Annotated in this window: 15 protein-coding genes; 8 read left to right on the forward strand and 7 right to left on the reverse strand. The window is 70.2% G+C overall.

Annotated features, from left to right (window positions below; genetic code table 11):
* The first annotated feature begins 79 nt into the window (after nt 1–79).
* A complete protein-coding gene (locus GPX89_RS11700; protein WP_157387510.1) occupies nt 80–304 on the forward strand; it encodes a hypothetical protein in 225 nt (74 codons plus the stop codon).
* 32 nt (nt 305–336) lie between these two features.
* Here GPX89_RS11700 and GPX89_RS11705 read toward each other — a convergent pair whose 3' ends face one another.
* Genes GPX89_RS11705 through GPX89_RS11715 form a run of 3 tightly spaced genes read right to left on the reverse strand, consistent with a single transcriptional unit; the run spans nt 337 to nt 2,100 of the window.
* Entirely contained in the window at nt 337–774 is a 438-nt protein-coding gene (locus GPX89_RS11705) for a MarR family winged helix-turn-helix transcriptional regulator (protein ID WP_157387511.1), read from the reverse strand.
* Nucleotides 775–784: 10 nt separating this feature from the next.
* Complete coding sequence (locus GPX89_RS11710; protein ID WP_157387512.1) at nt 785–1,210, reverse strand: hypothetical protein; 426 nt, start codon at nt 1,208–1,210, stop codon at nt 785–787.
* A gap of 44 nt (nt 1,211–1,254) precedes the next feature.
* The gene (locus GPX89_RS11715; protein ID WP_157387513.1) at nt 1,255–2,100 is read right to left on the reverse strand and encodes an NAD(P)H-binding protein; all 846 of its coding nucleotides are present in this window, start codon (nt 2,098–2,100) and stop codon (nt 1,255–1,257) included.
* A 78-nt stretch (nt 2,101–2,178) separates the two neighbouring features.
* On the opposite strand from GPX89_RS11715, the gene GPX89_RS11720 reads away from it, so the two are divergent.
* Nucleotides 2,179–2,760: a TetR/AcrR family transcriptional regulator gene (locus GPX89_RS11720; RefSeq protein ID WP_157387514.1), complete on the forward strand. Its 582-nt coding sequence runs from the start codon at nt 2,179–2,181 to the stop codon at nt 2,758–2,760.
* A 237-nt stretch (nt 2,761–2,997) separates the two neighbouring features.
* Here the strand turns inward: GPX89_RS11720 and GPX89_RS11725 are convergent, their stop codons facing one another.
* A complete protein-coding gene (locus GPX89_RS11725; RefSeq protein ID WP_157387515.1) occupies nt 2,998–3,795 on the reverse strand; it encodes an ABC transporter ATP-binding protein in 798 nt (265 codons plus the stop codon).
* A gap of 90 nt (nt 3,796–3,885) precedes the next feature.
* Here GPX89_RS11725 and GPX89_RS11730 point away from each other — a divergent pair, with 90 nt between their 5' ends.
* The 6 genes from GPX89_RS11730 (at nt 3,886) to GPX89_RS11755 (ending at nt 10,428) form a co-directional block, all read left to right on the forward strand.
* Nucleotides 3,886–4,575: an HAD family hydrolase gene (locus GPX89_RS11730; RefSeq protein ID WP_157387516.1), complete on the forward strand. Its 690-nt coding sequence runs from the start codon at nt 3,886–3,888 to the stop codon at nt 4,573–4,575.
* Between the two features lie 117 nt (nt 4,576–4,692).
* Nucleotides 4,693–5,400: a PadR family transcriptional regulator gene (locus tag GPX89_RS11735; RefSeq protein WP_407939395.1), complete on the forward strand. Its 708-nt coding sequence runs from the start codon at nt 4,693–4,695 to the stop codon at nt 5,398–5,400.
* A gap of 153 nt (nt 5,401–5,553) precedes the next feature.
* Nucleotides 5,554–6,519, forward strand: coding sequence for an esterase/lipase family protein (locus tag GPX89_RS11740; RefSeq protein WP_235947083.1), 966 nt, complete (start codon nt 5,554–5,556; stop codon nt 6,517–6,519).
* 144 nt (nt 6,520–6,663) lie between these two features.
* Nucleotides 6,664–7,221, forward strand: a complete 558-nt coding sequence (def, locus tag GPX89_RS11745; RefSeq protein WP_328601736.1) for a peptide deformylase — start codon at nt 6,664–6,666, stop codon at nt 7,219–7,221.
* A 1-nt stretch (nt 7,222) separates the two neighbouring features.
* Entirely contained in the window at nt 7,223–8,146 is a 924-nt protein-coding gene (gene fmt, locus GPX89_RS11750; protein ID WP_157387518.1) for a methionyl-tRNA formyltransferase, read from the forward strand.
* A gap of 962 nt (nt 8,147–9,108) precedes the next feature.
* Nucleotides 9,109–10,428 carry an RsmB/NOP family class I SAM-dependent RNA methyltransferase gene (locus tag GPX89_RS11755; RefSeq protein ID WP_407939396.1) on the forward strand — a complete coding sequence of 440 codons (1,320 nt, stop codon included), beginning with the start codon at nt 9,109–9,111 and terminating at the stop codon, nt 10,426–10,428.
* 253 nt (nt 10,429–10,681) lie between these two features.
* Here the strand turns inward: GPX89_RS11755 and GPX89_RS11760 are convergent, their stop codons facing one another.
* From GPX89_RS11760 to GPX89_RS11770, 3 genes are read right to left on the reverse strand one after another with little or no spacing between them, the layout of a single operon-like run.
* A complete protein-coding gene (locus GPX89_RS11760) occupies nt 10,682–12,775 on the reverse strand; it encodes an NAD(+) synthase (protein WP_157387519.1) in 2,094 nt (697 codons plus the stop codon).
* A 55-nt stretch (nt 12,776–12,830) separates the two neighbouring features.
* Nucleotides 12,831–13,748: a SigB/SigF/SigG family RNA polymerase sigma factor gene (locus GPX89_RS11765; RefSeq protein WP_328601737.1), complete on the reverse strand. Its 918-nt coding sequence runs from the start codon at nt 13,746–13,748 to the stop codon at nt 12,831–12,833.
* Between the two features lie 17 nt (nt 13,749–13,765).
* On the reverse strand, nt 13,766–14,188 hold the full coding sequence (locus GPX89_RS11770; protein ID WP_328601738.1) for an anti-sigma factor: 423 nt from the start codon (nt 14,186–14,188) through the stop codon (nt 13,766–13,768).
* Nucleotides 14,189–14,190: the final 2 nt, after the last annotated feature.

The following is a 14,190-nucleotide window of genomic DNA, read 5'->3' on the forward strand; positions in this document are numbered from 1 at the left end:
CGCAGAGGGGACCTATGGCCCGTCGATCGGGGTCTTCGTCTTCGATACCAGGCGATCACGCCGGGGCATAGTCGCCGGTATGACCAAGAAATCCAAGGCCCTGTCCCGTGCCGACCAGATCGAGCGCAGGCTGCTCGGTGTGCCCTGCGATGTGTGGTGGTCCCGGCAGGACGCGGCCTACATCGCGTTCAGCCCCCAGTTCCCCGGCCTCCTCACCGCCGACCCCTGGTCCTCGCTGGGGGCGATCAACCGGCTCGAGGACGAGATCCGGCGGGTCCTGCAGACCGAGCCGGTCGCCGCCTGACCCGAGACCGCCTCGCCTGACCCGAGACCGCCTCAGTCGCCGACGATCTCGTCGCGCGGCAGCGCGGCCAAGGTGATCAGCGCGTTGAGGAATCCGCGGCGGTCGGCGGCCGGGAGCTTGCCCAGGAGCCGATCCTCCTGGGCCTGGATCTCGGCCTGTGCCGCGTCGCGGAGGCTGCGGCCCTCGGGTGTCAGGGCGAGCAGGCGGGCGCGGCGGTCGGCCGGGTCCGGCCGGCGTTCGATGAGCCCGCGCTCCTGCAGGTCGTCGAGCACGGCGATGATGCGGGTCTTGTCGGCCCCGATCTCCTGGGCCAGCACGCCCTGCCCGCGCGTCGTCGTCTCGTCCAGGCGCAGCAGCACGACATACGCCCACATGGTGAGCCCGTGTGCGGCGAGCACCGGTTGCTCCGCCGCCATGAGGGCGCGGCCCAGGGGGACGATCATCGCTGCCAAGTCCGGACGGTCTGTCATGCGGACAAGATTAGGCGGCGCGCCCGTGCGGCCTTTCGATCGTGTCGCCCGCGCGGGTCAGAATCGCGTCCGCCTCGAATTGTTCGGCGTGCCAGGAGTCGACGCCGATGCCGACCCGGCCGCGCCACGCCTTCACGATCTCGGTGTGCACGGGCCACCGCACGAACCGGCGCATGTCCCGCTCGGACTCCCACACCGAGATCGAGCCGCCCCGGAACTCCGACGGGCGACCCCACAGCCACAGCCCGACCGCACCCTGCATGACCGGCCAGGTTCGGCCCAGTTCCATTCCGGTCGTGTAGATCTCGCGCACGTCCTCCTCGGAGCCGGCGAGGAAGTCGGTGACGCTGACGAACACCGGGCCCGCATGACGATGGTGCGGGCCGGGATTCCAGGGCATCAGGACGGTGCCCTCGGAGAAAGAAGTAGTGTGCATAGGTAGACGATAAGCTAATGCATACTAAATCTTCAACGGTGATTTCACCGGAAGGCAGGCGCCACCCGGCTCGCCCACTGGGCGTAACCGGTTGCCGGACGGCCCAGTACGCGCTCGACATCCCCGCTGACCAGCTGCTCCTCGGGTGTCGGGGTGCCGAGGATGTCGAGGGTGTGATCGGCGACCGATTCCGGCATGAAGCGGAGCATGTTCTCGCGCGCCTGCTCCCGGGTGAGCTCCACGAACCGGATCGGCTCGCCGAGAACGGCTTCCAGTGCGGCTGCCTGCTGGCGCGGTGTCACCGATTCCGGGCCGGTGATCGTGTAGGTCTGCCGGTGGTGGCCGTCTCCGGTCAGGGCCGCGGCGGCCACGGCCGCGATATCGGCCGGATCCACCTGCGGCAGGCCGACATCCCCGAACGGCGCGGGAATCATGCGCTGGGCCTTCACCGGCTCGATCCAGGCGAAGGTATTGGTGAAGAACCCGCCCGGCCGCAGCACCGTCCACTCCAGATCCGAAGCCGCGAGGGCCTTCTCGAACTCCAGTGTGCGCGCGTACCCGTCACTGTCCGGCCGGGTCACCGCGCCCTGCGAGGACACGAACACCACGCGCCGAACGCCCGCCGCCGCAACGGTTTCCAGCTCCTCGGCGGGCGCGGGACCCTCGACCAGCTGCGGGCCGGTGATGAGCAGGAACAGCGCCGACGCGCCCGCCGCCGCCGCGCTGAGGCTCTCCGAGTTTCCGATATCGGCCCGGCGGTGCTCGACGCCCGCGGGCAGATCCACCGGCTTCTCGCCCCGCGACACCGCGACCACTTTCTCGCCCGCCGCCGCGAGCTCGCGCACCAGCGCACCGCCGACGTTTCCGGTCGCTCCGGTCACCACGATCATCTGTCTCACTCCTGAGTTAGTTGGCTGACTTAAAACGACCATAGAGGGCTCGACCGGGCGTTGTCTATAGTGAGTTGTATGACTAACTCAGTGTCTCGGGCATCGGGGAAGCGCGAGCGGCTCGCGGACGCGGCCGCCAAGGTCTTCCACGAGCAGGGCGTGGAGAAGACGACCATCGCCGATATCGCACGAGCCGCCGAGGTGCCGGTGGGCAATGTGTACTACTACTTCAAGACCAAGGACCAGCTGGTCCAGGCCGCGATCAGCGCGCACGCCCGCACCGCGCAGGAGATCATCGCCGCCCTCGAGCAGTTCGACGCCCCCGCCGAACGACTCAAGGCCCTGGTGCGCGGCTGGGTCGCCCAACGCGACCTGGCCGCCCGATTCGGCTGCCCCTCCGGCTCCCTCGCCACCGAACTCGACAAGCGCGCCGACGGCCTCGACCGCGAACTCGCCGACGTCATGCGCGGCCTGCTGGAGTGGATCGACGCCCAGTTCGCCGCCCTGGGCCGCGCCGACTCCCGCGAACTGGCCGTCGCCCTGCTCGCCGCCTACCAGGGAATCTCCCTGCTCACCAACACCTTCCGCGACCCGGCGATGATGGAGGCGGAAGGCGCCCGCCTGGAGCGCTGGATCGACTCACTCGTCCCGGCGACCTGAACCGCGGGTAAGTAGGCGGCGCGGGCTCATCCTTCGGCCCAGGCGGCATCGCGCTGTGGGCCGATTCGATTCCAGCAGGCCGTGGACCCGGTGCGGGATCGGATTCGGGCTCGGCCGGCTCGGCGGGGCCGAGCGCAATTCGGTTGGGGCGGTGGGGGTCCCGCTCCACCGCGCAGGCATTCGGGAAGCGGTCCCCTCGCTGTTCGCGTTTCCCGATGCCTGCTCATCGGGATGGGGTCAGGCGGGTTGGGACTGGGCGGGGCGGACGGTCCAGCGGCCCTCGTCGCGCAGGATGCGGACGGGGTGGTCGAAGCAGGCGGTGATGTGGGCGGTGGTGATGACCTCGTCGACGGGGCCGGCGGTGATGGCGTGGCCGTCGCGCAGGAGCATGGCGTGGGTGGTGCCGGGCGGGAGTTCCTCGAGATGGTGGGTGACCAGGACCGAGGCGAGGTCGGGGTGGGTGCGCTGGAGCAGGTCGAGGCGTTCCAGGAGTTGTTCGCGCCCGGCCAGATCCAGGCCGGTGGCCGGTTCGTCGAGCAGCAGCAGGCGGGGGCTCGGCATCAGGGCGCGGGCGATGAGGGCGCGGCCGCGCTGGCCCTGGGACAGGATCTGCCAGTCGGCGTCGCGGCGGTGCGACAGGCCCAGCAGGTCGATCAGGCGGTCGGCTTCGGCCAGTTCGGCCGCGGGCGGCTCGCGGCGGGGGACGAGGGCGGCGGTATTGGTCGCGCCGGTGAGGACCACCTCGTGCGCGGTCATCGGGCCGCTGGGGGTGTGGCGCGGATCGACGTGGCCGATGCCCGCGCGCAGGGCGCGCATGTCGACACGGCCCAGACGGCGGCCGAGCACCTCGACGCTGCCGCTGGTCGGATGCTCGAAGGCGCCGAGCATGCGCAGCAGGGTGGTCTTGCCCGCGCCGTTCGGGCCGAGCAGCGCCCAGTGCTCGCCGGCATGGACGGTGAGCGAAACCCCTTGGAGGATGGGGTTTCCGGCTCGCACCACCGTCACATCGTCCACGTTCAGCACCGGGTCCGTCATGCGCCCACCCTAGCAAATTCCTCAGACAAGTGGAGGAGTCGGGGTTCGCGGACCGGGTTGACCGTGCGCCGCCTGTGTAGGGTGGGCGGCATGGCGATCGACGCGGTGCTGTTCGACTTCTCCGGCACGGTTTTCCGATTCGAGGAGGCCGCATTCCACGACGCGCAACTCACCGACGGCGACGGGCGTCCACTCGACACCCATGAGATCGCCGAGATCATGCGGCGCTTGACCGCACCGGTCGGGCAGATCGTGCGATTCGACACCGAGGGTCAATACGCTTGGGAGAACCGGGATCTCGACCCGGCCCTGCACCGCCGCGCCTATCTCGAGGTGCTCGAGCAAACGGGTGTCCCGTCCGCGCAGGCGCTGCAGGTCTACGAACTGCTGCTCGATCCGGACGGGTGGACGCCCTACCCGGATACCGGCGAGGTGCTGCGCGCCCTGCACGAGTCGGGCGTGCGGGTCGGCATCGTCAGCAATATCGCCTTCGACATTCGCCCGGCGTTCGCCGACCGCGGGTGGCATCGATATATCGATGACTTCGCGCTGTCGTTCGAGGTCGGCGCGATCAAGCCCGATACGCGCATCTTCAAATCGGCTCTCGACAACCTCGGCGTGACTCCCGGGAACGCCCTCATGGTCGGTGACAGCGATGAAGCCGACGGGGGCGCTCGCGCTCTCGGTTGCGCGTTCGCCCTGGTGGATCCCCTGGCGACGGTCGATCGCCCGTCCGGGCTGCTGGAGGCCGTCCGCACGCACGGCCTGCTGACCATCTAAAGTCCAAACTGTTCGGTTTGTGTCACAGCTCACCCTTGTTGTGGATAGATTGTCGATATATCGTCGATAGCAACAAACACAACGACGAGCCTTGAAGGAGGCACGACCATGGAACACATGGACAACATCGAACGGGGCCGCGGCCCCTGGCGGCGACTGCGCGCCGAAGAGCAGCAGGGCCCCGAACATCCGCGGATGCGTCGCGGCGGACCTCGCGGTCCGCGTGGAGAATTCGGCGGGCGCGGCGACTTCGGTCCGCACCGTCACGGTCACGGCCACGGCCGGGGCTTCGGCCCGGACTTCGGTCCCGGTTTCGGACCCGGCGCTTTCGGTCCCGGCTTCGGTCGCGGACGCGGCCGGGGCGGACGCGGTCGGCGCGGTGACGTGCGGGCGGCCATCCTCCTGCTGCTGCAGGAGCGGCCCATGCACGGATACGAGCTGATCCAGCAGATCCGCGAGAAGAGCCAGGACGTCTGGCGGCCCAGCCCGGGCTCCATCTACCCCGCGCTCGCGCAGCTCGAGGACGAGGGCCTGGTCATCATCGAGAAGGTGTCGGGTCGAAAGACGGCCAAGCTCACCGAATCCGGCGTCGAGTACGTCGAGGCCAACAAGAGCGAGCTCGGCGATCCCTGGCAGGACGTCAAGGACGGCGTCGGCGATCAGGCGCTCGATCTGCGCGGCCTGGTCGGGCAGCTGATGGGCGCGGTCGCACAGGTCGCGGCGGTCGGCAATGCCGAGCAGGCGGCCAAGGCGGCCGAGGTGCTCACCGAAGCCCGCCGCTCGTTGTACCGCATCCTCGCCGAGGACGACACACCCGAAAAGTAATGGCCTCGAATCACCGCATGCCACCGGGACTTTCGGGCTGAAACCGGTCAAGATCGTGACATGGGACAACAGCGCCCCATGCGATCTTGTGACATGGGACAACAGAGGAACCGAACCCGCGGGCTCATCCGCCGCGTGGCACCGGTGGGGGTAATGGCGCTGGCGGCCGCCGTGATCGGCTCGGCCGCCACACCGACGGGGACATACGCGCAGGCCGAACCGCTGGCCGCCGTAGCGGTACTCAACGTACCGACGCAACAGGGGCCGCCCCAGACCGAACATCTGGCGGCGGCCCGCTATCTCAAGGAGCATCCGGACGCTGCGCCCCAGGGCGCCAACGACTTCGGATGCAAGCCGACCGCCCAACATCCGCGCCCGGTCGTGCTCGCCCACGGCACCGACTCCTCGGCCTACTCCGACTGGTCGGGCATCGCCCCGCTGCTGTCGCAGGCCGGGATCTGCGTGTTCGCGCTCAACTACGGCGGCAAGCCCGGCAAGGACAGCTACGGCACCGAGGACGTGTGGGAAAGCTCCGCGCAGATCGGGACTTTCGTCGATCAGGTGCTCGCCGCCACCGGAGCGACACAGGTCGATCTGGTCGGTTTCTCGCAGGGCGCGAGCGTGACCCGCTACTGGATCAACAAGCTGGGCGGCGCGCCCAAGGTCGGGCAGTGGATCGGGCTGGCCTCGCCCAGCTACGGCGGCGTCATGTACGGGCTGGTGCCGATCGCCGACGCGGTGCCCGGCATCTACACGCTCGTCGAGATGGGTTCGTCGCTCGCGGCGGTGCAGCAGGCGGCGGGCGCGCCGTTCATCCGGGATCTGAACGCGGGCGGTGACACCGTGCCGGGCGTGAAGTACACGACGGTCGGCAGCCGCGTCGACGAGATGATCCAGCCCAACACCAATATCGCGCTGCACGGCGCGGGCGCCACCAACATCGTCCTGCAGGACCTCTGCTCCGACGATCTGACCGGGCACTTCCACCTGGTCTACGACCCGTACGTGCAGCGGCTGGTGGTCAACCTGCTCGACCCCGAGCACGCGGTGACGCCGGCCTGCGTGCCGGTCGCGCTGGGCACCGGCATCAGCGACGTGATCCTCGCGGCGCACTCCTGACCGGTCGTGCGGAGTCCGGCCCGGTTGTGGGTTACGCCACGATTCGCGGCCGGACTCACCGCGCAGGTGCGGGATCGGGGCAGAAGCACGCTGCGGCGTCCGTAAAATGAGACGACCGTATTCGTTAGCCATCGGGAGCTGCCCGTGACCATCCAGCCTGTCCGCCTGTTCGGCGATCCGATCCTGCGCGCCCGCGCGGCGGAGGTCGAGACGTTCGATCGAGAGGTGCGCCAGCTGGTGACCGACCTCACCGACACCATGTACGAGAGCGGGGGCGTCGGTATGGCGGCGCCGCAGATCGGGGTCGGGCTACGGGTGTTCGTCTACGACACCGGCGACGCCAAGGGACATCTGATCAACCCTGTCTTCGAGGTGGAGGGCGCCGAGACCCAGACCGGGCCGGAGGGCTGCCTGTCGATTCCCGGTGTGCGCCACGACGTTACGCGGCCGATGACGGTGGTCGCGCGCGGCGTCGACGTGGACGGCAAGCCGGTCGAATTCCGGGCCGAGGGGCTGCTGGCGCGCTGCGTGCAGCACGAGACCGACCATCTCGACGGGGTGCTGTTCCTGCAGCGCCTCGACACCGATTCGCGCAAGGCCGCCATGCGGACCATTCGCGAATCCGGCTGGTTCACACAGGGAATCACGGTGCTGGCCGCCTCGGAAATCGGTGGCAGCCGCAGCCGGGAACGGAGCCGCTGATATGCGTCTGGTCTTCGCGGGAACCCCCGAACCGGCGGTGCCGTCGCTGCGGCGGCTCATCGAATCGAAGCGGCACGAGGTGGTCGGGGTGGTGACCCGGCCGGACGCGGTGGCCGGGCGCGGCCGCAAGGTCACCCGCTCGCCGATCGGACTGCTCGCCGATGAGCACGGGATTCCCGTGTTCACGCCCAAGCGGCCCTCCGAACCCGAATTCATCGAGCAGCTCACGGCATTGGCCCCCGACTGCTGCCCGGTGGTGGCCTACGGCGCGCTGCTGCCCGAGGCCGTTCTCGACATCCCCCGGTACGGGTGGATCAACCTGCACTTCTCGCTGCTGCCCGCCTGGCGTGGCGCGGCTCCCGTGCAGGCGGCGCTGCTCGCGGGTGACGAATACACCGGCGCGGCCACCTTCCGCATCGAGAAGGGCCTCGACACCGGCCCCGTGTTCGGCACCATGACCGAGAAGATCCAGATCACCGACACCGCGGGCACTCTGCTCGAGCGCCTCGCCGAGGCCGGTGCGCAGCTGCTGGAATCCACCCTCGACGGTGTGGAAGACGGCACGGTCCAGGCGGTTCCGCAGCCCCTCGACGGAATCTCCTACGCCCCCAAGGTTGATCCCGAGGCCGGCCACATCCGCTGGGATCAGCCCGCCCTCGCCATCGGCCGCCGCGTCCGCGCGGTCACCCCGGCCCCCGGCGCGTGGACCGAACTCGACGGCAAGCGCCTCAAACTCGGCCCCGTCGACCTGGTGGAGGAAACCCTCCCCGCCCGCACCGTCGACGTCCGCAAAACCGGCGTCTACGTGGGCACCGCCACCACCGCCGTCCGCCTCACCCAGGTCCAGCCCCCGGGCAAACGCATGATGCCCGCCCTGGACTGGGCCCGCGGCGCTCGCCTCGAGCCGGGCACGGTGTTCGAGTGACCCGCCCCGGCGACGACGCCACCCCTCCCCGCCGCCCCTTCCGCCGCTCCTCCGCCGCGGATTCGACCCCGCCCCAAGGTGATCAGGGCCGCGCGGGCGGCAAGCCCGGCGATGCACACGGCACCCGCGACGGAGACCAGCGCCGCGCAGGCTACGGCCGCGGCGATCGCCCTGCCGCCGACCGCAATTCCGGTTCGAACCGCTCCTCCGGCGGCCTCCGCGGCCGCGACGGATACGGATCCGGCGCGGACCGCGGACGAGACGACCGCAACTCGGGCGCGAAGCGCTCGTTCGGTGGCGGCCGCTCCTCCGGAGATCGCGACCGGTCGGCCGGTGACAACCGCAATGGCGGGTGGGACAACTCCCGCGGCGGCCGTAGCCGCGATGACCACACCTCCGGTGGACGCGATTCGGCGTCCGGCGGCAAACGCGGCTGGGACCGCGGCAGCGACGACAGGCGCGGCGGGTACGAGGGCGGCGGCCGTGATTCGGACGCGGGCCGTTCCACGAGCGGTGCCCGCGGGCGCGACGGGTACGGCTCGAGTGCCGGTGGTGGCCGCGGAACGGCGGCCGGGGGTGAGCGCAAGGGCTGGGACCGGCCGGGTGGCGGTCGTTCCGGCGATCGCCGCGAGGACGTGCGCGGTGGATCCTCCTTCGGCAAGCGTGATTCGGCCTCCGGTGCCGATCGCGGTGCTCGCCGGGACGAGGACCGGCGTGGCGGAGGCTCCGGCGCGGGCCGTGATGCGGACCGATCGGTCGATCGTGGTCGCTCGGGTGATCGGCCCGGTGCGGGAGGCCGGACCGCTTCGTTCGGCGGCTCGGCCGGGCGCGGCGGGAAATCCCAGGGCCGCCGCGGTGATTCATCTGCCGGTGGTCGAGACGATCAGCGGTCGGGTAGTGGCGAATCCGGGAGTGCCGCGGCTCGGCGGGCCGAGAAGGCCGGAGCCGATCCGGTGCGGATCGTGGCGCGGGATGTGTTGCGGGCCGTGCGGGAGCGGGATGCCTACGCGAATCTGGTGTTGCCGAAGTTGTTGCGGGAGCGGCAGATCAGTGGGCGGGACGCGGCGCTGGCGACCGAGTTGGCTTATGGCGCTTCGCGGTCGATGGGGTTGTTGGACGCCGTGATCGCCGATGGCGCGGGGCGGGCCGTGGACGAGATCGACGGGCCGTTGCTGGATGCGTTGCGGTTGGGGACGTATCAGTTGTTGCGGACTCGGATCGGGGCGCACGCGGCCGTCGATACGTCGGTGGCGTTGGTGCGGGCCGAATACGGGCAGGGGCGGGCCGGGTTCGTGAACGCGGTGCTGCGCCGGGTGGCCGAGCGGACGCCCGAGGAGTGGGTGGAGCGGCTGGCGCCGTCGGATCCGCTGGGGCACTTGGCGTTCGAGTACGCGCATCCGGTGTGGATCGCGCAGGCGTTCGCGGACGCGCTCGGAGCGAACGCCGGGGAGCTGCGCGACGTGCTCGAGGCCGATGACGCGCGGCCCGCCGTGCATCTGGTCGCGCGGCCGGGCGACATCACCGCCGAGGAACTGGCCTTGGTCACCGGTGGTGAGGAAGGCCGCTGGTCGCCCTACGCGGTGTATCTCGACGGCGGTGATCCGGCGAAGCTGGAACCGGTGCGCGAGGGCATGGCCGCGGTGCAGGACGAGGGCAGTCAGCTTGTCGCGCTGGCACTTACCCGGGCCCCGCTCGAGGGCGAGGACACCGGCCGCTGGCTCGACCTGTGCGCCGGGCCGGGCGGCAAGACCGCGCTGCTGGCCGCGCTCGCCGATATCGACGGCTTCCACGTCGACGCCGTCGAACCCGCCGAGCATCGCGCCGAACTGGTGCGCCAGGCCACCCGCGGCCTGCCGGTCGACATCCATGTGGCCGACGGCCGCGACAGCGGCTTGACCCCGGGCTTCGACCGGATCCTGGTCGACGCGCCCTGCACCGGTCTGGGCGCGCTGCGCCGCCGTCCGGAGGCCCGCTGGCGGCGTCAGCCCTCCGACGTCCGGGACCTGGTCATCCTGCAGCGTGAACTGCTCACCGCCGCATGGGATCTGGTCCGCCCCGGCGGCGTGGTGGTCTACTCGACCTGTTCCCCGCACCTGCCGGAAACGGTGTCCATCGTCGCCGACGTGGTCCGCCGCACCGGCGCCGAACAGCTCGACACCCGCGAATTGCTCCCGGGCGTCCCGGATCTCGGCGACGGCCCGGGCGCGCAGCTGTGGCCGCACCGCCACGGCACCGACGCCATGTTCCTGGCAGCTCTGCGTAAACCGCTTCAGCAGCAGTAGGACTCGGCGACGGCCCGGCGCGCCGCCATGGCACCGACGCGATTCTCTCGGCGGCGCCGTGCGAACTGCTTCAGCAGTAGGACCGGTGCGGCCCCGGCGATGCGTCGGGGCCGCACCGCGATCGGCCCGGCCCGGCGGCGAGAACCCGGAACGGGACCACGCTCGATCGTGGCGGCGGATAAGGTCGTCCGACTTTCCTCCGTGCTCGCCCCCCGGGTGTGCCGATGCCTCTCCTGGCGTCCGGTCGTGTCGATCACAAATGGCCGGGGACGTTGCGCTCGAGTTCGTCGAGCCAGGCGGCGGCCGAGGCGTCGCTGGGGGCGCGCCAGTCGCCGCGCGGGGAGAGCGAGCCGCCGGAGCCGACCTTCGGGGCGTTGGGGAGGGTCGAGCGTTTGAATTGGCTGGTTTGGATGAAGCGGCGCAGGAATTCGGCCAGCCAGTGCTTGATGGTCGGCAGGTCGTATTCATGGCGTTGGTCGGCGGGGACGAGGTCGGGCCAGCTGCCGCGGGTGGGGTCGGACCAGACATGGTGGGCCAGGTAGGCGATGCGGCTGGGGAGGTCGCCGAAGCGGAGCAGATGGTAGAGGTGGAAGTCCTGGAGCTCGTAGGGGCCGACGGTGGCTTCGGAGCTCTGGACGGGTTCGTCGCCGTCGCCGGGGACGAGTTCGGGGGAGATCTCGGTCGCCAGAATGGATTTCAGGACCTCGCCCGCCTCGGGGCCGAGGCCGTCGGTGTCGATGGTCCAGGCGACCAGGTATTTGATCAAGGTCTTGGGCACCGAGGCGTTCACGCTGTAGTGGGCCATGTGGTCGCCGACGCCGAAAGTGCACCAGCCCAGTGCCAGTTCGCTGAGGTCGCCGGTGCCGATGACCAGCGCGTTGTGCATGTTCGCGAGCCGGAACAGGTGTGAGGTGCGCTCGCCCGCCTGCACGTTCTCGTAGGTGACGTCGTACTGCGGAACCCCGTCGGCGGCGGGATGATTCAGATCCCGCAGCATCTGCATGGCCGAGGGCCGGATGTCGATCTCGTGCGCGGTCGCCCCGACCGCCCGCATGAGCCGGCGCGCATCCTCGAGGGTCCGGCTGCTGGTGGCGAATCCGGGCATGGTGTAGGCCAGCACATTCGAGCGCGGCAGCCCGAGCCGATCCATGGTCTCGGCCGCGACGATCAGCGCGACCGTGGAGTCCAGTCCGCCCGAGACGCCGATGACCACCCGCTGCGACCCGGTCGCCCGCAACCGCGTGCTGAGCCCCTCGACCTGGATGCGATGCACCTCGGCACAGCGCTCGTTGCGGCGGACCGGATCGGCGGGAACGTAAGGGAAGCGCGGGATCTCACGGCGCAGCGCCACCTTCCCGCCCGGTACCGGCAGCTCGACCTCGACGCGCCGGAACCGGGCCAGCCGCTCCCGATGGTCGTGCACGGTGTCGGCGAAACTGGTCGTGCGCAACCGGTCCGCGGCCAGCCGCCGCAGGTCGATGTCGGCGGTCACCACCTGCGGATGCTGGGCGAACCGTTCACCCTCGGCGAGCACATTGCCGTTCTCGCACACCAGCGCCTGCCCGTCCCAGGCCATATCGGTGGTCGACTCGCCGTGCCCGGCCGCGGAATACAGGTAGGCGGCCAGATACCGCGCCGAATGCGAGGTGCACAGCTCACGCCGATAATCGGCCTTGCCGATGACGATATTGCTGGCCGACAGGTTCACCAGCACGCTCGCCCCGGCCAGTGCGGCGAACCCGCTGGGCGGCAACGGCACCCAGCCGTCCTCGCAGATCTCGAGGTGAAAGGTGAACTCGGCCAGGTTCGTGGCGGTGAACAGCAGATCCGCCCCGAACGGCACCCGCTGCCCGGCGATCTCGATGTGGTCGTCGAGGGCTTCGCGCGCGGCCGCGAACTGCCGCTTCTCGTAGAACTCGCGATAGTTCGGCAGATAGCTCTTGGGCGCGGCCCCCAGCACCCGTCCCCGATGGATCGCGATGCCGCAGTTGAACAACCGCCCCTGCGCGCGCACGGGCGCACCCACCACCAGCACGGTATCGATGGCGGCGCTCTCGTCCACGACGCGTTGCAGCGCGTCCCCGACCGCCGAGTCCAGCGCGTCCTGATGGAACAGGTCGTCGGCGGTGTAACTGGACAGCCCGAGCTCGGGAAACACTGTCAGCACCGCGTGCTCGGCCGCGGCCCGGCGCGCCAGCAGCAGCGTCTGCTCGGCATTGAAGCCCGGATCCGCGACCCGCACCGGCGGCACCGCCACCGCGACCCGCGCGAAGCCGTGCCGATACAGCGAATCGAATGGCGGCTGTGGTGACACACCGACCCCTTTGCGTCCGGTCGAGGTGATCATGGTCTGACCGCAATCTACCTATTCCGGACCGCCCGGGGTGAGCGGCACCCCGGGCTCACTCCCGCGCCGACTGCTCCCGCAGGCGGGCAAGGGTTTTGGACAGGATGCGCGACACGTGCATCTGGGAGATCCCCATCTGCTGGGCGATCTGCGTCTGGGTCATGGATTCGAAGAACCGCATGGTCAGAATCTTGCGTTCGCGCTCGGGCAGCCCGGCCAGCAGCGGACGGATCGCCACGTACTCCTCGACCCGATCGAACTGCGACTCCTCCTCGCCGAGCGTGTCGAGCAGCGACGCCTCGGTGTCGCGGCCCACCGAGACGGCGTCGATGCTGCTGGGCTGGTAGGCGTTCCCGGCGATGACCGCCTGGGTGACCTCGTCGGCGTCGATGCCGAGTTCGGCGGCGATCTCCTTGGCGGTGGGGGAGCGGCCCAACCGCTGCGACAGCGCGTCGATGGCCGAGCCGATGCGCAGATGGGTTTCCTTGACCCGGCGCGGGACCCGCATGGCCCAGGTGTTGTCGCGGAAGTAGCGCCGCACCTCGCCCATGATGGTGGGCACCGCGAAGGACAGGAAGTTCGAGCCGCGCGAGATGTCGAAGCGGTCGACCGCGTGCACCAGCCCGACCCGGGCCACCTGGGTGAGGTCGTCGAAAGGCTCACCGCGCCCGCTGAATTTGCGGGCGATGTGGTCGGCCAGCGGGATGCAGCGGTTGATCAGCTCCGAGCGCAGCGCGGCGCGCCGCCCGGATTCCGGTGCGGCCGCGGCCAGTTGCTCGAACAGCGTGGCGACGTCGTCGTAGCCGGAGACGCTGCGCGCGACCTCTTCGGCTTCCTCGGCGTCGACGGTCTCCTCGGCGTCGTCGGCCTCGGTCTCGTCGAGTTCCGGTGTGTCCGCGACGGCCGCCGGGTCTTCGGGAGCTGCCGCCTCGGGCGGGGCGGGCTGGTTCGGGTCGGGGTTTGCTGCGAACACGTTGTCTCCGTCGGTCACTACGCTTTCCCCCGGACCCGCCGGAACTCCACGGCGGTCGGGTATCCGGGAAGCGCCGGATCGAAGGGTTCCTGGCCGGCGGTGACCTCGTCGGAGAGGGTCCGCAGCACGTGCCAGCCGAAGCTGCGCTGGTCCGGTAGCCCCTCGTTCGCGGCGGTGCCGCTGACCCGCACGATCAAATCGGACTCGCCGACGGTGAATCGGCACCGCAGTGTGGTGCCGGGCGCGGCCAGGGCGATCAGCGTGGACGCGGCCTCGTCGACGGCGAGCCGGATGTCGGCCACCTCGTCGAGGGTGAAATCGCTGAGCAGCACCAGGGTTTCGGCGAGTCCGCGCACGATGGGCAACTGGGAAACGGAGGCGGCGACGCCGATCTCGACCGGTGTGCCACGCAGCCCTTGTTCCGCCGAAATGTTGATCACCC

This window comes from Nocardia terrae, from assembly GCF_009760405.1.
In the GTDB taxonomy this organism is placed as follows: domain Bacteria; phylum Actinomycetota; class Actinomycetes; order Mycobacteriales; family Mycobacteriaceae; genus Nocardia; species Nocardia terrae.